Annotated in this window: 23 protein-coding genes; 2 read left to right on the top strand and 21 right to left on the bottom strand. The window is 34.2% G+C overall.

The features are described from left to right. Positions 1-73: 73 nt before the first annotated feature. Complete coding sequence (locus AC3B6G_RS05795) at positions 74-529, bottom strand: hypothetical protein (protein WP_489849453.1); 456 nt, start codon at positions 527-529, stop codon at positions 74-76. A 14-nt stretch (positions 530-543) separates the two neighbouring features. Further along, positions 544-939, bottom strand: coding sequence for a DUF948 domain-containing protein (locus tag AC3B6G_RS05790; protein ID WP_489849452.1), 396 nt, complete (start codon positions 937-939; stop codon positions 544-546). 131 nt (positions 940-1,070) lie between these two features. On the opposite strand from AC3B6G_RS05790, the gene AC3B6G_RS05785 reads away from it, so the two are divergent. Further along, a complete protein-coding gene (locus AC3B6G_RS05785; RefSeq protein WP_489849451.1) occupies positions 1,071-1,952 on the top strand; it encodes a mechanosensitive ion channel family protein in 882 nt (293 codons plus the stop codon). A gap of 45 nt (positions 1,953-1,997) precedes the next feature. Here AC3B6G_RS05785 and AC3B6G_RS05780 read toward each other — a convergent pair whose 3' ends face one another. Beyond that, positions 1,998-2,582, bottom strand: coding sequence for an XTP/dITP diphosphatase (locus AC3B6G_RS05780; RefSeq protein WP_489849450.1), 585 nt, complete (start codon positions 2,580-2,582; stop codon positions 1,998-2,000). Beyond that, on the bottom strand, positions 2,575-3,390 hold the full coding sequence (gene racE / locus AC3B6G_RS05775; RefSeq protein ID WP_489849449.1) for a glutamate racemase: 816 nt from the start codon (positions 3,388-3,390) through the stop codon (positions 2,575-2,577). Before racE ends, AC3B6G_RS05780 begins: the two co-directional genes overlap by 8 nt. A gap of 150 nt (positions 3,391-3,540) precedes the next feature. Here racE and AC3B6G_RS05770 point away from each other — a divergent pair, with 150 nt between their 5' ends. Further along, a complete protein-coding gene (locus AC3B6G_RS05770) occupies positions 3,541-4,050 on the top strand; it encodes a DUF2507 domain-containing protein (RefSeq protein ID WP_489849448.1) in 510 nt (169 codons plus the stop codon). Between the two features lie 37 nt (positions 4,051-4,087). On the opposite strand, the gene trxA is transcribed toward AC3B6G_RS05770, so the two are convergent. The 17 genes from trxA to rny form a co-directional block, all read right to left on the bottom strand. Then, entirely contained in the window at positions 4,088-4,402 is a 315-nt protein-coding gene (trxA, locus tag AC3B6G_RS05765; RefSeq protein ID WP_489849447.1) for a thioredoxin, read from the bottom strand. An 83-nt stretch (positions 4,403-4,485) separates the two neighbouring features. Next, positions 4,486-6,849, bottom strand: coding sequence for an endonuclease MutS2 (locus AC3B6G_RS05760; protein WP_489849446.1), 2,364 nt, complete (start codon positions 6,847-6,849; stop codon positions 4,486-4,488). 17 nt (positions 6,850-6,866) lie between these two features. Beyond that, positions 6,867-7,334: a CvpA family protein gene (locus AC3B6G_RS05755; RefSeq protein ID WP_489849445.1), complete on the bottom strand. Its 468-nt coding sequence runs from the start codon at positions 7,332-7,334 to the stop codon at positions 6,867-6,869. Then, positions 7,335-7,592, bottom strand: coding sequence for a cell division protein ZapA (zapA, locus tag AC3B6G_RS05750; RefSeq protein ID WP_489849444.1), 258 nt, complete (start codon positions 7,590-7,592; stop codon positions 7,335-7,337). A 68-nt stretch (positions 7,593-7,660) separates the two neighbouring features. Then, positions 7,661-7,957: a DUF1292 domain-containing protein gene (locus AC3B6G_RS05745; RefSeq protein WP_489849443.1), complete on the bottom strand. Its 297-nt coding sequence runs from the start codon at positions 7,955-7,957 to the stop codon at positions 7,661-7,663. A 9-nt stretch (positions 7,958-7,966) separates the two neighbouring features. Continuing rightward, entirely contained in the window at positions 7,967-8,407 is a 441-nt protein-coding gene (gene ruvX, locus AC3B6G_RS05740; RefSeq protein WP_489849442.1) for a Holliday junction resolvase RuvX, read from the bottom strand. Continuing rightward, positions 8,407-8,682, bottom strand: coding sequence for an IreB family regulatory phosphoprotein (locus tag AC3B6G_RS05735; RefSeq protein ID WP_489849441.1), 276 nt, complete (start codon positions 8,680-8,682; stop codon positions 8,407-8,409). Before AC3B6G_RS05735 ends, ruvX begins: the two co-directional genes overlap by 1 nt. Before the next feature lie 127 nt (positions 8,683-8,809). Continuing rightward, on the bottom strand, positions 8,810-11,452 hold the full coding sequence (gene alaS / locus AC3B6G_RS05730; RefSeq protein WP_489849440.1) for an alanine--tRNA ligase: 2,643 nt from the start codon (positions 11,450-11,452) through the stop codon (positions 8,810-8,812). Positions 11,453-11,741: 289 nt separating this feature from the next. Beyond that, positions 11,742-13,103 (bottom strand): DEAD/DEAH box helicase, encoded by a 1,362-nt coding sequence (locus AC3B6G_RS05725; RefSeq protein ID WP_489849439.1) that lies wholly within the window; start codon positions 13,101-13,103, stop codon positions 11,742-11,744. Further along, a complete protein-coding gene (locus AC3B6G_RS05720) occupies positions 13,100-14,056 on the bottom strand; it encodes a DHH family phosphoesterase (RefSeq protein ID WP_489849438.1) in 957 nt (318 codons plus the stop codon). Before AC3B6G_RS05720 ends, AC3B6G_RS05725 begins: the two co-directional genes overlap by 4 nt. A 113-nt stretch (positions 14,057-14,169) precedes the next feature. Continuing rightward, a complete protein-coding gene (gene yajC / locus AC3B6G_RS05715; protein ID WP_489849437.1) occupies positions 14,170-14,511 on the bottom strand; it encodes a preprotein translocase subunit YajC in 342 nt (113 codons plus the stop codon). 52 nt (positions 14,512-14,563) lie between these two features. Next, positions 14,564-15,568 carry a Holliday junction branch migration DNA helicase RuvB gene (gene ruvB, locus AC3B6G_RS05710; RefSeq protein ID WP_489849436.1) on the bottom strand — a complete coding sequence of 335 codons (1,005 nt, stop codon included), beginning with the start codon at positions 15,566-15,568 and terminating at the stop codon, positions 14,564-14,566. Positions 15,569-15,581: 13 nt separating this feature from the next. Then, positions 15,582-16,190, bottom strand: coding sequence for a Holliday junction branch migration protein RuvA (ruvA, locus tag AC3B6G_RS05705; protein WP_489849435.1), 609 nt, complete (start codon positions 16,188-16,190; stop codon positions 15,582-15,584). 4 nt (positions 16,191-16,194) lie between these two features. Further along, positions 16,195-18,129, bottom strand: a complete 1,935-nt coding sequence (mutL, locus tag AC3B6G_RS05700; protein ID WP_489849434.1) for a DNA mismatch repair endonuclease MutL — start codon at positions 18,127-18,129, stop codon at positions 16,195-16,197. A 4-nt stretch (positions 18,130-18,133) separates the two neighbouring features. Further along, complete coding sequence (gene mutS, locus AC3B6G_RS05695; protein WP_489849433.1) at positions 18,134-20,776, bottom strand: DNA mismatch repair protein MutS; 2,643 nt, start codon at positions 20,774-20,776, stop codon at positions 18,134-18,136. A 17-nt stretch (positions 20,777-20,793) separates the two neighbouring features. After that, positions 20,794-21,597: a TIGR00282 family metallophosphoesterase gene (locus AC3B6G_RS05690; RefSeq protein ID WP_489849432.1), complete on the bottom strand. Its 804-nt coding sequence runs from the start codon at positions 21,595-21,597 to the stop codon at positions 20,794-20,796. An 85-nt stretch (positions 21,598-21,682) separates the two neighbouring features. Then, positions 21,683-23,242 (bottom strand): ribonuclease Y, encoded by a 1,560-nt coding sequence (gene rny, locus AC3B6G_RS05685; RefSeq protein WP_489849431.1) that lies wholly within the window; start codon positions 23,240-23,242, stop codon positions 21,683-21,685. Positions 23,243-23,283: the final 41 nt, after the last annotated feature.

Here is a 23,283-nt window from a genome sequence, read left to right as displayed (position 1 = left end):
AGCGCTTACATTTATTTTAACATAAAAAGTGCTTATTTTTGTAAAATAAAAAAGCCCTCCCGGACTCTCATTTTTATTTGTTTTGTGGGTAAAACGTTTCGACACGTTTATTGTTATTGTGATTTAAGACATCGTCAGCATTAACAACAATATCATCTTCAGCATCCTCTGAAGAATCATGCAATTCATCCTTTAAACGATCAGCAGCTGTTTTGAATTGGGAATTTTTATCTTCGCCATTATCATCAGTAGCATTCTTTATTCCACCATCAATTTTATTCTTGGTATCATCTAAAGAATCTTTAACGTTATCAGCTTTTTCACTTAGAACTTGTTTGATATCATCAATTGCATCACTAGCATAAAATGCATAATCAACAGCACGGTCTTTTAAATTATTAACACCATGATTTACTTTACTAACAACACGCTTCTTGTCTTCTTTATTCAAACGACTAAAAGCAACATATGCAGCAGCTGCTGCACCTCCAACAATGACTCCGAAACCAAATAATGATTTTTTACTCATGAAAAGCCACTCCCTTATTTTTCATTTTTTTTGCGATGTGATTTTAAAAATGCTAACCCTGTCCATAATCTACCAATTAAACCAACTTTATTTTTAGAATGAACTCTATCAATCATTTGACGAGTTGAATCATTCAAATCAGAGACACTTTCTCCTAAATCAGCACTAGCTTTAAAAACTGGATCAACTTCATTAAGCTTATCATTTAAATCCTTAATTAAAGTATCTGAAGAAGCTAAGATTTTTCCAGTTTGTTGAGAAATAACATCAACATCATCTGTAATAGATGAAATAGTTGATTCAACTTGGTTTAGAGTTCTGATAACTTTTAATAAGAAAACCCCAATAAAAATTACTAACAATAAAAATGCGATTGCGGCAATCAAACCAGCAATTTCTCCACCTGTCATATTACCCCTCCTAATAGAGTACATTTATACATTTAAGAATAGCATTTTAACAATGATTTGACAATAATATTAATTGAAAACTAAATAATATGTTATCATTTAGTTATTATTAAAAAGGAGGAACAATAATAATGAGTTTAAAGGTTTCATCATTATTACAGCAATATTTATCTACTTTTAAGTGGAATCAAATTTTAAATCATCTAACTAACGTTATTTTTTCAATTGTTATGGTTACTATTTGTTTCATTATCATTCGTAAATTAGGACATTATTTCATTAATAAGGGCTTTAAACATTACGATAAAAGTAATACAGATGGTAATTCTGACAAACGTAGCTCAACGTTAAATTCTTTATCAATCACAACATTTAACTACATCTTAGCCTTCCTCTGGTTATATTCAGTCCTATCTTCAATTGGCGTTCCAATTGGAACTTTATTAGCTAGTGCAAGTATCTTTAGTGTTGCAATTGGTATTGGAGCTCAAGGTTTTGTAACTGATATCGTTAGTGGTTTCTTTATTTTGTTCGAAAAACAAATCAATATTGGTGAATATATTACTGTTACAACAACATCTCAACCATTAAGTGGAACTGTTACTGAAATTGGATTGCGTTCAACTAAATTAACTGCTTTTGATGGGACCGTTAATTTCATTCCTAATCGACAAGTAATGGCGATTTCAAATGTTTCAAAGGGAAACATGAAGGCTCTTATTGTTTTCAGAGTCTATCCAGATACACCAATTGATAAGATTTACGATATTATTAGACAAGTAAATAAAGAAAACGTTAAAAAGCACCCTGAAATTATTGAAGACCCAGTAATTTGGGGAACGATTGAACTACCTGATAGTAATCCTGCCGTTCAAGTTAATATTCAAACGAGTGGAAATGGAGCTCAAGTTGCAGTACAACACGAATTCTTAAAACTTTATTTTGAAGCTATTACTGCTCAAGGAATTGATCTTCCAAAAGCAAATGTTCTTCCTACTCAATCTACAAACTAGTTAAATTATAAATCAAAAATAAAACACTATTCTAAGAATAGTGTTTTATTTTTGATTTAATTTTTTCATCATTGCTTGCATTGCTCTTCCACGATGACTAAGCGAATTCTTTTCATCACCAGTCATTTCAGCCAAAGTTGCTTTCTTAGCTGGAACATAAAACAATGGATCATAACCAAACCCATTTTCTCCATGCGGTTCCTTAGTTATCTCACCATGTAAATTTCCATGAACAACAATTTTACTTCCATTAGGATGCAATAGTACTAAACAAGTTGTAAAATTAGCTGAGCGATCAGAATGATTCATCAATTTAGTTAACAATTTTTTATTATTTGATTTATCATCATGATCACCTGCATAACGAGCAGAATAAACTCCTGGTTCGCCATTCAATGCTTTTACTTGAAGTCCAGAATCATCTGCCATTACAGAAAGATGAGTAGCTTTCACAAGGACTTTTGCCTTTATTAACGCATTCTCTTCAAACGTCTGTCCATTTTCAACAATTGTTGGAATGTTTGGAAAATCTAAAAGAGTCTTAACATCATAACCAAGTGGCGTTAACATTTCCCGATATTCACGCACTTTATTTGGATTCTTAGTTGCAATTAAAATTGTTTTAGTCATATTTTTTTAACTCCTCTAAAGAGATCTGATCAACATTTACAGGAATTCTTAACCAATCTTCAGCAATCTTTTCAAAACTAGTTTTATTTCCAGTCGTATAAAATTGATATGATAATTGTTGATGAGCTGTATTATTTAAATCGGTTTGATTTAATAACGTTTTAACTTGTTCACTCACTCCATCAGCAGGATCAATCAATGTTACGTCATCACCAACTGCTTTTTGAATTAGCTTTTTCATGATTGGATAATGGGTGCATCCTAAAATCAAAGTATCAATACCACTTGTATTAAAATCATTTAGATCGACATCAACATCACTTTGCACTTTATTTGATTGATATTTACCACTCTCAACAAGCGGAACAAAACGAGGACAACCAATACTTTTAACGCTCACTTGTTGGTTTAATTTATGAAGGGTTTGCTCATAGGAATGACTTTTTACAGTTCCATTAGTTGCAATTACTCCAATATGATTATTTTTAGTGTTTTGAATTGCTAATTGACTTCCAGGTTCAATCACTCCAATTACAGGAATTGGTAAAATTTTCTTTAACAAAGGTAAGGCTAAAGAGGTTGCCGTATTGCAAGCCACTACTAAAAGCTTAATTCGCTTTTTTACTAAAAAACGCGCAATTTCACTTGCAAAAGTTTGAATTTGTTCAGGTGTTTTTTCACCATATGGTAACCGTGCTTCATCACCAAAATAAACAATATCTTCATTTGGAAGTTGTTTAATTACCGTTTTTACAACTGTTAACCCTCCCACACCTGAATCCATAAATCCAATTGGGCGTGAATCCATCTTTAATCATTCCTTCCGATTAGATATCAAGTCTTTATTATCTACTTTTTTATTTTTTCTTTCAAGATAAATCAAACAATTAACCTATTTTTTTTATTATTTCAAATGTATAATAGAAGTATTAACTTAAGCAGAATTGAGGTTAAACGTGTGACAATTCAAGATATTTATTATAATTTCATCAATAACTCTAAAGTAAATGAACAATGGGGACAAACTTTCTTTAGAGATGTTTTTATCCCTGAATTATTGGGAAGTGACACTCACAGTATTCTTTATTGGGCAGGAAAAAGAATGGCCCGTGAATTACCACTTGCTAATGTAAATGATTTAGTTCACTTCTTTGAACAAACTAAATTAGGGAATTTGACTCAAACTTCTAATGATAGTGATTTAATCCTATTTAAACTTTCTGGACCAATGATTGAGGAACGTCTTAAATCCGTTGGAAAAGATGCTGATTTCATGTTTGAAGCTGGATTTTTAGCTCAAGAAATCGAACATCAACAGGGAATTGTTACTGAAGCTGAAATGGATCCTAAAAAGACTAAAAATGGACTTGTTACAATTCAAGTTCATCTTGATCCAAACCAACCAGCTACTGAGTTAATCAATCAGCCCGATCTAAAATTTAATCAACCAGAATCAGAAAAAAAATAAGAGTCAGGGATTTTCTTCCCCGACTCTTATTTTTTTATTAATCGACATATTGATCTAAAGTCTTAGCTAATTGTTCTTTACTATGATAACCAATCACAGTATCAACAACTTTACCGTCTTTTTTAATTAATAACGTTGGAATACTCATAATACCGAACTTTTGGGGAGTTTCTTGATTGGCATCCACATCCATCTTATTAAAAGTAACCTTGTCACCCATATCATCAGATAATTGATCAATAACTGGTGATTGCATCTTACATGGACCACACCAAGCAGCCCAAAAATCAGTTAATGTAACACCTTTAGAAGTATCTTGTTCAAAGGTTTTATCAGTCGTTTCATGTACCATTTCAATTCCTCCTTACTTTAGATAACTAAATTTATTTTATCATTATTAATTTAAAAAGCAATTATATTGCTTACAATATAATTTTATTTAAATTTAACGAACGTAGAACCATCTCCACCTGCATTAGGGGCTGAATACCCAAATGACTTAACCCGTCGATTTTGTTTAAGATATTGAGTAACTCCCTTTCTCAATGCTCCAGTCCCTTTACCATGAATGATTGTCACAGAAGGATACCCAGCAAGTAGCGCTGAATCAATATATTGATCCAATTGATGCATTGCAGCTTCATATCTTTGGCCCCTTAAATCTAATTTTGTAGATAAATGAGTGGAACGAGTTCTTCTTACTTGACCATACTGACGAGGATTCTTTTCTTTTCCGGAATTTACTTTTTCTAAATCTGCTTCATTAATTCGCATCTTTAAAATTCCAATTTGAACTTCCCAATCACTATCAGTTAATTTCTTAACTAAAACTCCCATTTGACCGTAGGAACGAACCAAAACATCGTCTCCTTTGTGAAATGCTTTCTTCTCTTTTTCACGTTTTAAGACTCGATTATTTTTAAGAGCAACATTATGATGCAATGAATTTAATTTCCCTTTAGCATCAATTAATTCATTTTCTTTTACAGCCGAATGTTTTAAATTCCTTTGTTTTTTATGAATTTCTTTAATGATTCGGTCAGCTTTTTCTTTTGTTTCTTGAACAATTCGATTAGCATGTTCTTTTGCTTCTTGGTTTAATCGATCCCTTTGTTTTTCATAACGGCCAAACTTATCAGTTAATTCATGATGTAATTTTGTTGTATCGAATAATTCCTGACGTAGCGTTTCAGCATCTTGGCGTGCAGAACGAGTTTGTTCAGTCAATTCGGTAATCATGTTATTAATGTCTTTACTGGTATCACTAGTTTCTGATTCAGCTTGTTGAATAATTTCTTCAGGAAGTCCTAATCGTTTAGCAATATTTAACCCATTACTTTGTCCTGGAATTCCTAACAACAAATGATATGTTGGCTTTAAAGTTTCCAAATCAAATTCCATTGAAGCATTGATAGTATCTGGTCGATTATAAGCATATGTTTTCAATTCAGGATAATGAGTCGTTGCAATGACTTCACTACCATGACTTCCTATATAATCTAGAATTGACATTGCTAGAGCTGCTCCTTCGCGTGGATCAGTTCCAGCACCCACTTCATCAAGCAAGACTAAACTCTGCGGGGTAATTTGTTTTAAAATGTTAACAATATTATCCATATGAGATGAGAATGTACTTAAATTATGTTCAATTGATTGTTCATCACCAATATCAGCAAAAACATTGTCAAAAATACCAATTTGACTACCTTCATTGGCTGGAATAAATAATCCAGATTGCCCCATTAATTGAAGTAATCCTAGTGTCTTGATAGTAATGGTTTTACCACCAGTATTTGGACCAGTGATTACAATTGTTTTATAATCACCACCGATTAAAATATCATTGCCAACTACTTTATGCCGGTTGATCAAAGGGTGACGAGCTTTTTTTAATTCAACAACGTTATCATTTGAAATGTTCGGTAAGGTAGCATGAATCTTTTTAGCATATTTAGCTTTCGCATTTATTAAGTCTAAATGTCCAATCAGTTTTGTATTATCCATTAGTTCTTGTTGATATGGTCTTAAAATATCAGATAATACTGCTAAAATACGAAGTTCTTCATGCTTTTCTGCTAACTGATCTTGACGAAGTTGATTGTTAAAATCAATTACTGCCCCCGGTTCAATATACAAAGTTTGACCAGACCCACTTTGATCATGGACAATTCCACCAAAATGATTTCGATGTTCAGCCTTTACCGGAATTACATACCGGTTATCACGAATTGTAATAATATCTTCACTTAAATATTTAGCGTTCTTTCCGTGAATGTAATGATTCATTTTCTCTTTGATTCTATCTTCGGTTCTAGTAATCCGTTTCCTTAGTCCATATAATTCATCGGAAGCCCCATCTAAAATATGACCAGTTAAATCGACAGACTGTTTCAATTGATCAGTTATAGTTGGCAATGTCTGAAAACGACGAATAATTTCATACAGTGAATATAATTCCACCTTTTGTCCTTTAAGTCGTTGAAAAAAGCCAATAATTTTTCGAACCGTGAACAAAACATTTGCGACTTGAGCTAATTCTTTACCACTAAGATTAGCTTGAATCGATAAGCGTTTCATATATGGTTGAATGTCTTTAATTTTGGCTAGCGGGATTGCCTCTTGTAATCTTAAAATATGAGCACCGTCATCAGTTTCTTGCAATTGACGATGAACCAATTCGTTGTTACTACTGGGTTGCATTTCTTGCAATTCTCTCTGACCAGCTTGCGTAACAATCGACGCTAAAATTTGTTGTTTAATTTTTTGATATTCTAAAGTTTCTAAACTTTTTTTATTCATTTCTGACACCTACTTATTTAATTCATCCAATTCTGATTCCATAAAGAATGCATCATTATATAATGCGCAACTGGCGAATTTAATACCTGAGCATTTAACCACTGATTATTTATTAATGGGATTCCCAAACTAATAATTAAACTACAAATAATGTATCCCAAAATTAATCCTAAAATAACTCCTAACAATTTATTAACTAGATTTAATAGTGGTAGGTTAGCAATTTCATTTAATAATTGACCAATTTTTCTAACAATAATAAAAGTAATAATAAACAAAATCATAAAAATAATTGCATTTATTATTACCAAATTACTATTCATATCAAAAACCAATAAACTACTTATTGGATGTGTAAATTGAATTGCTACCCAAATTGCAACGATATAACTAAATAAATGAACTGCTTTAGAGACCAAGCCTTCTCGATATCCAAGCATTCCATTCCAAATTATTAAAATTAACAGTCCAATGGATAACAGCATTTATTCTTCTCCGTCTTTGGTCGACTTGGATGCTTTCAACACATCTAATTCATGCTGTAACTTCAATTGATCTGATAAAGCATTAAAGGCCAATAAAACTAATGAATCATCATAACTGATTTTATCAGATAATTTATTCAATTGTTCTAATTGTTTGTTCATTAATTCGGTTACCGCACGCATATGTTCATCTGAGCTATTTCCAACGAACGTATAATTTCGAGTCCCAATCTTAGCCTTAAAACGACTCTTTGCCATTTTTTATCAACTCCTAATTATTTTAATCATTAAAGAAGCCCCTACTTATAAAAAATAGGAGCTTCCACTTAATCTTCACTCATAAAAGTATTTAATACCGATTCTACCATGTCCCATTCTTTGTCATCTTCAATTGGAACTAGATTACCACCCTTTGGATAGACAGGATCGTCATCGGGACCAAGTGCATATGCTTGAACACCGAGTTCTTCACCATCTTTTTCACTTGCTGGATATAATAGAATATATGAGCGATTATAATCATCAGAATGAAACGTCAACAAAACATTGAATAAAATTTCATTCCCATCATCATCGTAGAGTGAAACTTGTTCAGTTTCATCTTTTGGTTGTTCTTTACGCACCATAAAACCTCACTTTAATTTTTCGACCAATGGGCCCTTTCGATCTAAGTAACTTTGTAAAATAAATTCTGAAGCTACTTTATCAATAACTTCTTTTCGCTTTCGACGAGAAGTATCCGCTTCTTCAATCAACATTCGGTTGGCTTCAACTGTTGTTAATCTTTCATCTTGAAAATCAATTGGCAAATGGAAATTATCTTCCACCATTTTACCATAGCGTCTTGATGCATCGACTCTAGGTCCTGAGGTGTTGTTCATATTCTTAGGTAATCCAAGAACAATTCCTTGAACATCATATTTCTTAATTAACTCACCTAATCGCTGTAAGCCAAATTGTTCTTCATCTTCATTGATTCGAATAATTTCAACTCCTTGGGCAGTCCAGCCAAGCATATCACTAACTGAAACTCCCACTGTTCGTGAACCAACATCAAGCCCTAAAATACGCATTAAATTTCATCGCCATCCTTACCATTTTTATCCAAATAAAAGCGGACTAATTCTTCAATAATTTCATCACGTTCATGTTTCCGAATTAAATTCCGGGCATCTTTAAAACGGGGGATGTATGCTGGGTCACCAGATAACAAGTACCCAACAATTTGATTATAAGGGTTATATCCCTTTTCTTCTAGTGCACGATATACGATCAACAATGTATCGTGAACATCCTTTGGTTTTTTATTATTAAAATCAAAAAACATTGTCTTATCTAGTGAACTCATTTTCAACACCTCTAATTTTAAATTAAATCTACTCGAAACTTCTCAATGTATTGTTATTATAACACAAAATTAATTTAACAAATAAAAAGACATTAACGGTAACAATTCGTTAATGTCTTGTAAAAATTTATTTATTTGATAACCAATTTTTAGCTTCAGCTAAAGCATCTGATAATCCAGCAGGATTACTTCCTCCGGCTTGAGCCATATTAGGACGGCCACCACCGCCACCTTGAACTTTAGGAGCGATTGCTTTAATTAAATCGCCTGCTTTAACACCCTTCTTGATGGTGTCATCATCAACAGCAACAACTAAGTTTGCTTTCCCATTACTATTAGTTCCAAGAACCAATACATTGGATAAGCCCTTCGTCCGCCAAGTATCGGCTAATTGTCTTAATTGACCCATTCCAGAATCTTTTAGGGAACCAACAATCAACTTAATTCCATTTACATCCTCAACATTATTGAAGACATCACTAGCTTGTTGTGATGCTAACTTAGCAGCTAATGAATCTTGTTTTTGTTGAAGTTGTTTCATATCAACTTGTAATTGACTTACCTTAGCAGGAACATCCTTAACACTACCAATTTTCAAACTCTTAGCAGTTTGTGATAGTAAGTCTGATTGATGTTGTAAAAGATCGAATGCATATTCACCAGTAACAGCTTCAATCCGACGAACCCCAGCTCCAACACCAGATTCAGAAACGATCTTGAACAATCCTAATTGAGAACTGTTCTTAACATGATCTCCTCCACAAAATTCAACAGAGAAGTCCCCAACACTAACGACCCGAACCTTCTTACCATACTTATTACTGAACAAGGCAATCGCACCCATTTGATGACCAGTCTTAGGATCAGTAACAACGGTCGTAACGGGAAGAGCGGCAAAGATTTCCTTATTAACTAAAGCTTCGACCTTCTTCAAATCTTCATCAGTAACTTGACCAAAGTGGGTAAAGTCAAAACGAAGATAATTAGGTTCAACTAATGAACCAGCTTGTTGAGTATGACCACCTAAAACATTCCGTAAAGCTTGGTCTAATAAGTGGGTTGCAGTATGGTTCTTTTCAACGCCACTGTGGAACTTACGATCAACATCTAGTTGATACTTACTACCTTTATGAAGTGGTTGTTCAATTTCAACTGTATGAATATTTTGACCATTTGGAGCGTGTTGAACATCAACAACCTTAGCGACTTCATTTCCGTCAGTATCCTTAACTGTACCACGGTCACCAACTTGACCACCCATTTCAGCGTAGAATGGGGTCTTATCAAAAATAACCATTGCTTTGCCACTATCAGCTTCATCAACGTCTTTTTCGTCAACTACGATATCAGAAAGCGTAGCATCGTTAACAGTAAGATGATCATAACCAACATATTCACTAGGTGATTTAATGTCAGCTAAGGCTTCATTTTGAAGTCCCATTCCAGCTTCATCACCACGGGCTTTACGAGCACGGTCTTTTTGCTTCAACATTTCTTTGTTGAACCCATCCTCATCAACACTTAAACCTTCATCATTTAAGTATTCTTGAGTTAATTCAAATGGGAAACCATAAGTATCGTAAAGCTTAAATGCTTGTGCCCCAGTCATTGTCTTGTCACCAGACTTCTTCAAGTTAGCAATTAATTGATTCAACATCGTTAAACCATCAGTTAAGGTATCATTAAAACGTTTTTCTTCGGAAATGACAACCTTAGAAATGTAGTCACTTTGCTTTAAGATATCTGGATAGTGTTCCTTCATAATTTCACCAACAACAGGAACTAACTTGTATAAGAAATTATCTTCAATTCCTAAGTTACGACCAGCAACGATTGCCCGACGAAGTAAACGCCGAATAACGTATCCACGGCCAACGTTTGATGGTAAAGCCCCATCATGAATGGCAAATGAAATTGCCCGAATATGATCAGCGATAATCTTAAAGGAAACATCATCGTCAGCGTTATCATCATATTTCTTGTTATCACTTAATTCTTCGGTCTTATGAATAATTGGTAAGAACAAATCAGTTTCAAAGTTAGTTGGCGCATTTTGGAAAATAGAAACGACCCGTTCTAATCCCATCCCCGTATCAATGTTCTTCCGAGGAAGTGGTTCATAAGTGTCATCTGGTTTATGGTTAAATTGTGAAAAAACAATGTTCCAAACTTCAAGATAACGTTCATTTTCACCACCAGGATAATTTTCGGGATCATCTGGTGCTAAATCATCAAACTCTTCACCACGATCATAGAAAATTTCGGAATCTGGCCCTGAAGGACCTTGACCAACATCCCAGAAGTTATCTTCCATATCGATCAAATGATCTTTAGCAACCCCTGCTTCTTGCCAAAATTTCTTAGCATCTTCATCCTTAGGATAAACAGTCATGTATAACTTATCTTTATCCCAACCAAAGTAGTCAGGTGAAGTTAATAACTCAAAAGCCCATTTGATGGCTTGTTCCTTGAAGTAATCCCCAACTGAAAAGTTCCCTAACATTTCAAACATGGTTTGGTGACGAGCTGTCTTACCAACATTTTCAATATCGTTAGTTCTAATACTTGGTTGAGAACTGGTCATTCTACGGTTCTTTGGAACAACCCGACCTTCAAAATACTTCTTCATGGTCGCAACTCCAGAATTAATCCAGAGTAATGATGGATCATCTTTTGGAACTAATGATGCACTAGGCATAATTGTATGTCCACGATCCTTAAAAAAGTCGAGATACATTCCCCGAACTTGTGAACTGCTTAATTTCTTCATTACTAATTTCCTCCTTTAAGACACAAAAACACCGTTGCTCATAGAGACGCTGTTAACGCGGTTCCACTCTAATTGCAACGATGTTCTCGTTTACCTCTCAACTCGATAACGCTGAGTAGCGTAATTGATATTTAGAAGAGCATTTTGTTCACCACTGCGCTTTTCACACCAATCAAAGCGTCTCTGTTTTCAGAAGTAAATAAAATATATTTCTAATTAATTAATGACTTATTTAAAAACAATTTCATTATACCCCATTTTAATTTTTTAGCCAATTAAAATGTTGTTTTTAACGATAACGTTTTGAACTCTTCTTTCGAGCCTTCCGACGTTCTCGATCCGCATGTTGTCGTTCCACTTTTCGTTTCATGGCATCATTTTCTTTAATAGCAGTCTTAATTTTTCGTTTATAACCGGGTTTAACATTTTTCTTTTTCTTTTTTATTAACCCAATCATTGAAACATCAAGTTTATCATGCGGATTACGCCGTTTCTTACGCCGTTTTCGATCATATGAATCAACAATTTCATGATTCCGAATTGCTTTCGGTTTAAAATCAATTCCAATTTTTTCTAATTCATCAATCTTATCTTCTTCACTTGGCGAATAAAGAGTTATTGCTGTTCCCTTCATCTTATTACGACCAGTTCTACCAACTCTATGAATAAAATAAGTTAAATCCTCTGGAATATCATCATTGATAACTAATGAAATTCCATCAATATCAATTCCTCGAGCAGCTAAATCAGTAGCAACGACATATTGATAATCCAGATTTTGAATCTGTTTCATCATTCGTTTTCTTTCACGTGGCTTCATTCCACCCTGAATCATTCCAACTTTAAGACCTTGGTCTCTTAAAAAGTCATTTAACTCTTCCACTCGCTCTCGTGTATTAGCAAAAATAAAAGCTAAATATGGTTCTCCCATTGTAATTAGTTCATAGATTAATTGATTCTTATCTTGACCTTTGGTAGAAATTAACCAATTATCAACATTAGCACTAATAACCGTCTTGACTGGAATATTCTCAACAACCGGATTATCCATATATTTCTTTAAAAATGGTTTAATAGATTGCGGAATTGTAGCAGAGAAAACCATCATTTGAAGTTCTTTTCCAAAACTAGCTGCAATCTTATCAACTTGAGGTAAAAAGCCCAAATCAAAGGTCATATCAGCTTCATCAACTACTAATCGATCAGCAGTATGAATATCCAAAGCCTGTGATTCAATTAAATCCATGATTCTTCCTGGAGTTCCAATCACAATCTGAGGTTGTTCATTCTTCAATTTTTCAATTTGGCGCTTCTTATCAGTACCCCCAACATAGTTTGCCAAATGAATCGTTTGATCTGCTGCTTCAGCTAATTGTTTTGCATTTTCATAAATTTGATAAGCTAATTCTCGACTAGGAGTAGTAATAACAGCCTGAACGCTATTTTTATCAAGATCTAATTGATCAAAAATTGGTAGTAAAAAGGCATGAGTCTTTCCACTTCCTGTAGCTGATTGCCCGATTACATTCTTCCCTTTTTCGATTACGGGAATTAACTTTTCTTGAATTGGTGTTGGTTCTGTGAAGTGTAATTGATCGAGGGCCTTATTAATAAAAGGTTTAAATTTAAAATCTTTAAAACTCTTGGTCATGCAATATCTCCCTTGTAATTCTTGGCAATTTCATCTAATTCTTTAATTACCTGCTTAATTTCTTTATCATCATTAGCGGTTGCACCACTTGCTAATGGGTGTCCACCACCTCCAAAATGTTTAGCTAATTCATTAATGGCTGGTGCTTTAGAACGTAAACGAACCCGATAGGTGTTATCTTTTTGTTGAACAAAAATAGCCCAGCTTTTTACAGTATTAATTCGACCAGGTAATGGAACTGCTGATGCAGTACTTTCATCCAACATATTTAAGTCTTTAAGAATCCGATTCGTTAAAATTAAATACGCAGCACCGCTATCTAAAATCGTTAAGTTTTGATAAACATAAGCATTTAAACGTGCTTGAGCCACATCAATAGAATCTTCAATTTGATTTACATCACTAATTGAAAAATCAAGTTCTGCCAATTTAGAAGCGACAGCAAAAGTATGGGCAGTGGTAGATGAATATTTAAATCGACCAGTATCACCGACAATTCCAGCATACAATAAGCGTCCGGCTTCAGCATCAATCTTTAATTCATCTGAAGATGAATATAAATCATAAATTAATTCTGAACAACTTGATGCTTCTGGTTTCACCCACATCAGATCACCAAATTGGTCATCATTAGGGTGATGATCAATTTTAATCATCATTTTTCCCTTTGTATAACGTTGATCATCAACACGAGGTTGATTAGCAGTGTCTGTAACGATAACTAAAGCATCTTTATAAGTATCATCTGAAATTTCATCTGCTTTGCCCATCCAGTCAAAACCTGGATATTGCTTCCCGACCGAATAAACATTTTTATTAGGAAAGGTATGCCGAATGATTTCAGCAAGTCCCATTTGGGATCCAATTGCGTCTGGATCAGGACGTTGGTGTCGATGAATAATAATAGTATCATATTTTTTTATTGCATCGATAATCTTTGCTTGTACTGTCATAATGTAACTCTTTTCTGTTTTTATTTCTTATTACTATCTTACCATACTAGCGAAATTTGGCGAATTAAATTAACAGCAAAAAAGCCTGAGCTTTAACTCAGGCTTCTTATATTTTATTTCTTATCAGTAGCGTTAGAATCAGATTCATCTTTTGATTCATCTTTAGAATCAGAAGTTTGTTTAGGTGCGCTTGCTTGATCTTCAACTTTAGCAATTGCATTTAAATCAAATTCTAAAAATACTCCAGAACAATCTAATGAAACAGTCTTACTGTTTTGGTCGATTGAATCAACAACTCCATGAAGACGACCAATTGTAACAACGTGGTCACCCTTCTTCAATTGACTAAGAGTTTGTTGATGCTTTTGTTGACGCTTCTTTTGTGGACGAATCATCATGAAATACATCACAGCGATGATTACTACGATAAAAATTAAACTTGAATATTGTTGCATAATTTTCACCACCTTTGAACTTAACACTACTACCTTATCAAAATATGACCAATTAGTCCACTTTATTTATTCCTAAATGTTGATATGCCGCTGAAGTAACGATTCGTCCCCGTGCGGTTCGCTTAATATAACCAATTTGCAGCAAATATGGTTCATACATTTCAGCAATCGTATCAGCTTCTTCTCCGATATTAGCAGCTAGGGTTTTTACTCCAACTGGGCCCCCATCATAGAAATCGATCATGGTCTTTAGAATCTTTTGGTCCACTCCATCCAACCCAACACTATCAACACCTAATAAAGATAATGCGTGTTCAATTGTTTCTGTTGTAATTTGTGGTTGTTTTTCAACCTGGGCAAAATCACGAACCCGTTTCAAAAGGCGGTTCGCTATTCGGGGAGTCCCACGTGAACGAAGTGCTAACTTTTTAGCAGCTTGATCATCGATCTTCACATTAAAAATTTTAGCTGACCGTTGGATTATTTGTTGTAACTCTTCGGTATCATAATACTTCATATGTTCAACAATTCCAAAACGATCTCTTAATGGTGGGGCTAGTAATCCAGCTCTAGTTGTCGCTCCAACCAATGTAAATGGTGGGAGTGGAAAATGAACCGGATGAGCGGTTGGTCCCTGGCCAATGACAATATCTACATAAAAATCTTCCATTGCTGAATAAAGCATCTCTTCAACCGTTTTTGGTAAGCGGTGAATTTCATCAATAAATAAAAGATCACCTGGTTGTAATTCATTTAACAGCGACAATAAATCACCGTTCTTCTCAATTGCTGGACCCGTGGTTGTCTTGATGCCAACATGCATTTCATTAGCAATGATATGAGCTAACGTTGTTTTCCCTAGTCCTGGTGGTCCATACAACAAAACATGATCAAGAGATTCTTCTCGCATTTGGGCAGCTTTAATGTAGACAGATAACTCATGCTTTAAATCTTTTTGCCCAATATACTGTGCTAAACTCTGTGGTCTTAATGAACCTTCAATTATAGATTCATCATCCCCATCAGACTTTCCTGAAACAATTCGTTCTTCCGTCATTTAAAGCACCTCCCTACATCCCAGTTAATAATTTCAATCCTAAACTCAAATAATCATTAGTACTCAATCCTGTTTTAGCTAACATTGGTTTCTTAATCTTATTAATATCCCGTTCACTGTATCCCAATGCCAATAAAGCAGAAAGAGCTTCCTCAAATGCTTGATTGGAACTGGAAGTTGTCGATGCAGTTGTTTGAGGATGAAAAAGATCATCCTCTAATAAATCATCCAATTTCCCTTTTAAGTCTAAAACAATTTGATTAGCTGTTTTTTTACCAACTCCAGGAAATTTAGTTAAAAATGTAATATTTTCTTCATTGATGGCGTTCAATAGTGAGTTATCCTTATTTCCAGCTAAAATAGCATTAGCACTCTTTGGCCCAATTCCAGAAACATTAATTAATTTTTCAAACAATAATTTACTATTTCGATCTGAGAAACCATATAATGACTGAAAAGAATCAGTTACAACCTGATGAACATAGACACGGACTGGGGTTTTTTCATCAATATGATAGTGATAAGGATCGGCCGAATAAATTAGATAACCAATTCCGTTTACTTCTAAAACAACATAAGCTGGTTGGATATCAGTAATATATCCCTTTAAATATTCAAACATATTTTCATTCCTCTTGTTCATTTCTTAAACTTGTGTGACTATCTTGAACTCGTCGAAACATCCTTTGCATATCATAATTAGAAAAATGGACCAGAACAGGTCTGCCATGTGGACAATTAAACGGATCTTCAGTCGTTTGTAGTTTATTCAATAATGCTTCTGCTTGCTGGCGATTGAGATGGTGATTAGCTTTGATTGCTTGTTTACAACTCATCATAATAGCTGTTTTGGCACGAAAATCCGTCACAGAAATCTTTCCATTTTTTAACACCCAATCAATCATTTCACGGATTACATTTTCTTCTTGACCCTCTGGCAACCAACTTGGATGATGATGAATAATAAAACTATTTTTTCCAAATTGCTCTAAGTCAATCCCAATTCCATGAAGAACTGGCAATCGTTCGTTCAATTTTAGATAATCAGCATTGGAATATTCCAACACGATTGGAACTAACATATCCTGTTGATCGTTACTAACTTCTCCAATTGAAACCCTGAATTTTTCATAATTAATGCGTTCCTGAGCAGCATGTTGATCAACAATGTACATTCCATCATCGGACTCCGCTAATAAATAAGTTCCATGCATTTGACCAATGTATATTAAATGTGGGAAAGGTCGTTGTTGCTCAACCTCTTGATTAATAGGTAACGTAGAACTTCCATTTCCAAATGGTAATTGGTGTTGTTCCGATTGATAAAACTCATCAAATTGGTGCATTTCTGTTGAATTCAAATCATATTTAACCTTAATAATAATTGGTGATGGAGGTAATTTTAATGAATCATTATCCAATTTTGATTCCAAACTATGATTGGAGAAATCTTCTGCAAAATCATTATCAACATTTGTTAATCGATCATCAGAAGAATCATTCCATTTAATATCTAAATCACTATTTAAATACTTAGGTTGAACTGCTCCCTGTCTTTCAATTGCATTAGGAATCAAATTCTGTTTGCTCAAACGAGAGCTTACAACTTTAGTTAACAAGTCACAAAGTTGGTCCTCCTTACTAATTCGTACTGTTTGCTTAGTTGGATGGACGTTTACATCAACCAGAATTGGATCCATTTCAATTTCAATCACTGCAATTGGATATCTTCCGACCATCAATTTAGAACCATATCCGGCAATTAAAGCTTGATTTAAATCATGGTTCCTTATATAACGACCATTAATGATAATCGAAATATAATTAGAACTCGCTCTGGTCAATTCAGGTAAACTAACGTATCCATTAATTTGAAAATCTAAATCCTGTCCCTTTATCGAAAGCATCTTTTTAACCTTTGGTGTCCCATAAATACTTCCGATAACTTGTTGTAGATTATTACGACCAGATGTCCGAATAAGTTCACGATCATTATGAACTAATGAAAAAGAAATTTCTGGATGCCCCAATGCTAGGCGATCAATAATATCAGTTATTTTTGCTAATTCGGTTGCAGGTGATTTCATATATTTTAATCTTGCAGGGGTATTAAAAAATAGATTTGAAACTATGATGCTAGTCCCTTGTCGAGCTTCAGCAGGTTTTTGATCGATCAATTTTCCGCCTTGAATATGGATTTCCGTTCCTTGACCACCAGTTGAAGTCTTTAAAACAACATCAGCCACAGAGGCAATACTTGGAAGAGCCTCTCCACGGAATCCCAAAGAGCTCACCTTGAATAAATCAGTTCTATCAGTTATTTTACTGGTAGCATGACGAAGAAAAGCTGTTTGGACATCATCATTATCGATTCCATGACCATCATCAATAACTTGTATTTTTTGCAAACCAGCTGCAGTAATTTCGACATCAATTTCATGACTACCAGCGTCAATTGAGTTCTCAATAAGTTCTTTTACGACTGAAGCAGGTCTTTCAACAACTTCTCCGGCTGAAATTTGATTCGCCAAGGTTGTCGATAATTGATGAATCTTTCCCATTCAACTATTTTCCTTTCCGATTTAACGTTTGTTTCCACTTGTAAACTTGATTCATGATATCCATTGGTGTTAAAGCCATTAAATCAATTTGCTTTAGTGCCTTTAAGACCTTTTGATCATTTGTAGACTCAACTATCACTTTTTGATCGTTATTATGAGGAGGTTCGAATAAAGCAAGCTGTTCCTCATGATCTTTAGTTCCTACCTCTGGCTCAGGAGCGGCAGCCTGATGCTCATCTAATGCTTGATCATCTAGCTGCTTTCCCTGGCCTTCTAAATGTTTCAAAATTACATCAGCTCGTGATAACAACGAATTAGGCAATCCTGCAATCTTAGCAACATGAATTCCATATGACTTATCAGCAGGGCCAGCTTTTATTTTATGCAAGAAAACTAATTCACCATTTTTTTCAGCTGCTCCAACATGAATGTTTTTTAAGTGTTTTAATTCTTTATCTAAAACTGTTAATTCATGATAATGAGTTGAAAATAATGTTTTAGCGTGGATATGGTTATGAACATATTCAATAATCGATTGAGCTAAGGCCATTCCATCATAGGTTGCCGTTCCTCGTCCTAATTCATCGAATAAGATCAAACTATTAGGGGTTGCATGCTGAAGAGCATCATTTGCTTCCTTCATTTCCACCATGAACGTACTTTCACCACTAATTAAATCATCAGCAGCTCCTATTCGAGTGAAAATTTGATCGAATACCGGCATTTTGGCACTTTTAGCTGGAACAAAACAACCAACTTGGGTCATAATGACCGTCAAAGCTAATTGCCGCATATAAGTACTCTTTCCTGACATATTAGGTCCTGTTATCAATAACACTTCGGTCTCAGGATCCATTTTAACGTCATTAGGAACATAGGTTTGATGGCCAAGAACTTTTTCAACGACCGGATGTCTCCCGTCTTTAATTTCTAAATCATGATCATCAGACAATTTTGGTTTAATAAATCGATATTCTTCACTAACGGTTGCAAAACTTTGTAATACATCCAAACTTGCTATGACATCTGCTAGCCGTTGAATTCTACTAATGTGATCTTTAACCTGTTCTCTAATTGACGTGAACAAATTATATTCCAAACTCTTTGATTTTTCTTGTGCTTCTAAAATTAAAGCTTCTTTTTCTTTTAATTCAGGAGTTGAAAATCTTTCCGAATTTGATAGCGTTTGCTTCCGTTGATACCGATCTCGTGGAACCTTATTAGAATTGACCTTTGTTACTTCAATATAATAACCAAAAACACGGTTATAACCAATTTTAAGATTATTGATTCCAGTTATTTGTCGTTCACGTGCTTCGAGCTCAGCCATCCATTTTTTACCGTTTCTCATTGCATCACGATATTCATCTAGTTGATGATCATAACCATCTTTAATCACGTCACCTTCAGTAATTGAAATTGGTGACTCTTCATTAATAGCATCCTCAATTAAATCAACAACTTCATCTACAGGATCTAAGTTCGAATAATATTTACCAAAAACTTGTTGATTTAACTGATTTAATACGTATTTTATCTTTGGAATTTGTTGAAGCGATGATTTTAATTGAATTAAATCTCGTCCATTAACACTCCCAAATGAAATCCGTCCTGCTAAACGTTCTAAATCATATACTTTAATTAAAGCATCTTGTAGTTCACTTCGTTCATAATAATTATCCAATAATTCTTGAACAGAATCTTGTCGTTCTTGGATTTGGTGATGATTGATCAATGGCCGATTCAACCACCGCTTTAGCTTTCTTCCGCCCATAGCGGTCTTAGTATTATCTAACAACCAAAGTAATGTTCCGGATTTCTTTCCCGTTCTAATATTGCGAACAATTTCTAAATTATATTGAGAATTATGATCAATTTTTAAGAACTGAGCTGGTTCATAAGCAACAGCTGTTTGGAGATGCGCTAAATCCCGTTTTTGGGTCACTTTAATATAAGTTAATAACATTTTTACCGTTTTAACTTCTAAACTAGAATCCAAGTTTTGAACCAAATAGCTCGTTTCAGATGAATGTTCTTCATCATTTTGAGGAGAAATTAAAATCCCAATCTTACGAAGTTTGTCAGTTAAAGCCCTATCAATTGAATTATCAACAACCATTTCACGAGTTTGCAAACTCATTACTTCATTCAAAATACTTTCCCAGTCTTTTAATAAACTTGTTTTTAATTCACCCGTTGATAAATCAGCATAAGCAAAACCAAATTGATGAGCATTCGTATCATATGTTAAAGCCGTTAAATAGTTATTATCCTTAGCATTATCAGCACTAATGTCATTATAAGTTCCTGGTGTTGCTAATTGAATAACAGCTCGCTTGACCATCCCTTTTGCTTGCTTAGGATCTTCCATCTGTTCACAAATGGCAACTTTATATCCTTTATCCACCAAAATATCAACATAATTTTGAACCGCACGATGAGGAACTCCACACATTGGAATTGGATTCTTGGAACTATGGTTACGAGTCGTCAACGTTAATTCTAATATTTGGGAACCCTTAACAGCATCTTCGTTAAACATCTCATAGAAATCACCAAGCCGGTAGAACAAAAAAGCATCTGGATATTGATCCTTTACTTTTTGATACTGTTGCATCATTGGTGTTTGATTAGCTGTTTTACTCATAAAAAGATTCCTTTCTCTTAATTTTGATATGGATGATCTGGACTAATTAAAATCGGCTTAATTCGTCTTGCTTTTCCTGTAGTATCGTTAATATCAATGATACATCCTGATAAAATTCCAGGACCATGATCTTCAACCTCGAATCTAGTGGGCCTTTGTGTTAAAAAACGTTTAATAACATTATCATACTTCATTCCAATTACACCATTATACGGTCCAGTCACTCCTGCATCCGTCATAAAAGCTGTTCCATTTATTAATACTCTAGCATCGTTAGTTTGAACATGCGTATGGGTTCCTACTAACGCAGATATTCGACCGTCTAAGTATTGAGCCATGGCTGATTTCTCACTAGTGGTTTCTCCATGAAAATCAACAAAAATAATTGGATTTTTTTCCTTTATTTGTTCTAAAGCTTCATCAATGACCTGAAAAGGATCATCTAAAGGGTCCATAAATATTCTTGCCTGTAAATTTATAATGAAGACTTGATGACCATTAACGTTTATTTGAACAATTCCCTTTCCAGGAACATTTTTACCTGGATAATTCATTGGTCGAATTAAGCGCGGCGTTTCATCAATAAAATCAAGGATTTCCGCATTATTCCAAGCATGATTCCCTAAAGTTACAACATCAGCTCCCGCTTTCATCATTATTTTAAAAATTTTATGACTAATCCCTCGACCGACAGAAGTAGCATTTTCACCATTACAAATTGTAATTTGTGGTTTTAAATCTCGTTTCAACTGCGGCAAATACTTCGTTAGCATTTCAACCCCAATATCCCCAACTGCATCTCCCGTAAATAGAATTTTCATTGATCATAATCCTCTCAAATTTTATTTATAATTAATTTTAACACGGTAATTTTAAAATAAAAAAGAGCCCTCATCGGAACTCTTTTTATTTGGCATATTTTACTGATCTTGTTTCACGAATAATGGTAATTTTAATATGACCAGGATATTCCATATCAGATTCAATTTTTCGCTTAATATTGCGAGCTAATACGATTGATTGTGTATCAGATACTTTCTTCGGATTAACAATTACCCGTATTTCACGTCCTGCTTGAATAGCATAGCTCTTATTAACTTCAGAAAAGCTATTTGTAATTTCTTCCAAGTTTTCCAAACGATGAACGAAGCTTTCTAATGATTTACTTTGTGCACCAGGTCTTGAAATAGAAACTTTTTCAGCTACAGAAACTAGTTCAGAAATAATGTATTTCGGCTTATGTCCATTATGATAAGCTTCAATTGAATCAATAACGACTGGACTTTCGTGATATTTCTTAGCAACATCTGCACCAGCCTTAATATGTGAATAATCAACGTCTTGATCAACAGCAATTCCAATTTCGTGTAATAATCCCGCACGTTTTGCTAATGTAACATCCTCACCTAATTCAGAAGCTAACGCTCCTGAAATCTTAGCAACTTCAATGGAACGACCAAGTGCATTTTGGCCCCGATACATCTTAAATTTAAGACGTCCAACTAATTTAATAAGTTCGGGACTCATTGTATGAATTCCTAAATCAAAAATTGCCGTTTCACCAGTTTCTTGAATAATTTGGTTAAGTTCAGCCTTACTCTTATTAACCATTTCTTCAATTCTAGCTGGATGAATTCGACCATCTTTAATTAATTTCTCCAAAGCCATTTTAGCAATTTCACGCCGAATTGGATCAAAACCACTTAAAATAACTGCTTCAGGAGTATCATCAATAACAAGGTCAATTCCAGTTAAGGTTTCAAAAGTTCGAATATTGCGACCTTCACGACCAATAATTCGCCCTTTCATATCATCATTGGGAAGATTAACGACCGTAACAGTAGTTTCTGAAACAATATCAGCAGAACTTTGTTGAATTGCTTGAACAATAAGTTCTTTCGCATTTGCTTTTGCTTCACGTTGAGATTGTTCATAACTACTCTTAATCATTTTTGCACGTTCATCAGCCAATTTAGATTTTGTTTCATCTAAAATCAACTTTCGTGCATCTTCCTGGGAAAGTGATGATGCTTTTTCCACCTCTGATCGTCGTTGTTCTATTAGCGAGTCAGCTTCTTGTTGTTTTTGGTCAACCCGCTTTAACTTGGTATTCAACTGTGCTTCTTTCTTATTAAACCAATTATCCCTTTTTTCAAAAGCCGCATCTTTATGATCTAAAGATTTTTCTCTTTGTAATAAACGATCTTCTTGTCTTTGAATTTCGCTTCGACGTTGTTTAAGCTCTTTTTCAATTTTAGAACGATAGTCATTGCTCTTTTCACGAGCTTCAAGAATTGCTTCTTTTTTAGTGGTCTTGGCTTCATGTTTAGCAGCACTTAAAATGTCATCAGCGTTTTGATGTAATCGATTTAGTTTTTGGTTAACTAAGTAACGATGTCCATACAAACCGATTAAAAAACCAACAATAATAGCGATGATTGCGAGGATTAGGTCAAAGTATAACACTCTCTCACCTCCGCATCATCTAATAAATTGTGTTTATTAAT

The organism is Nicoliella sp. ESL1149 (genome assembly GCF_058107265.1).
The sequence above is the reverse complement of the archived record's forward strand: the minus strand, read 5'-3'. Positions and strand labels throughout refer to the sequence as shown.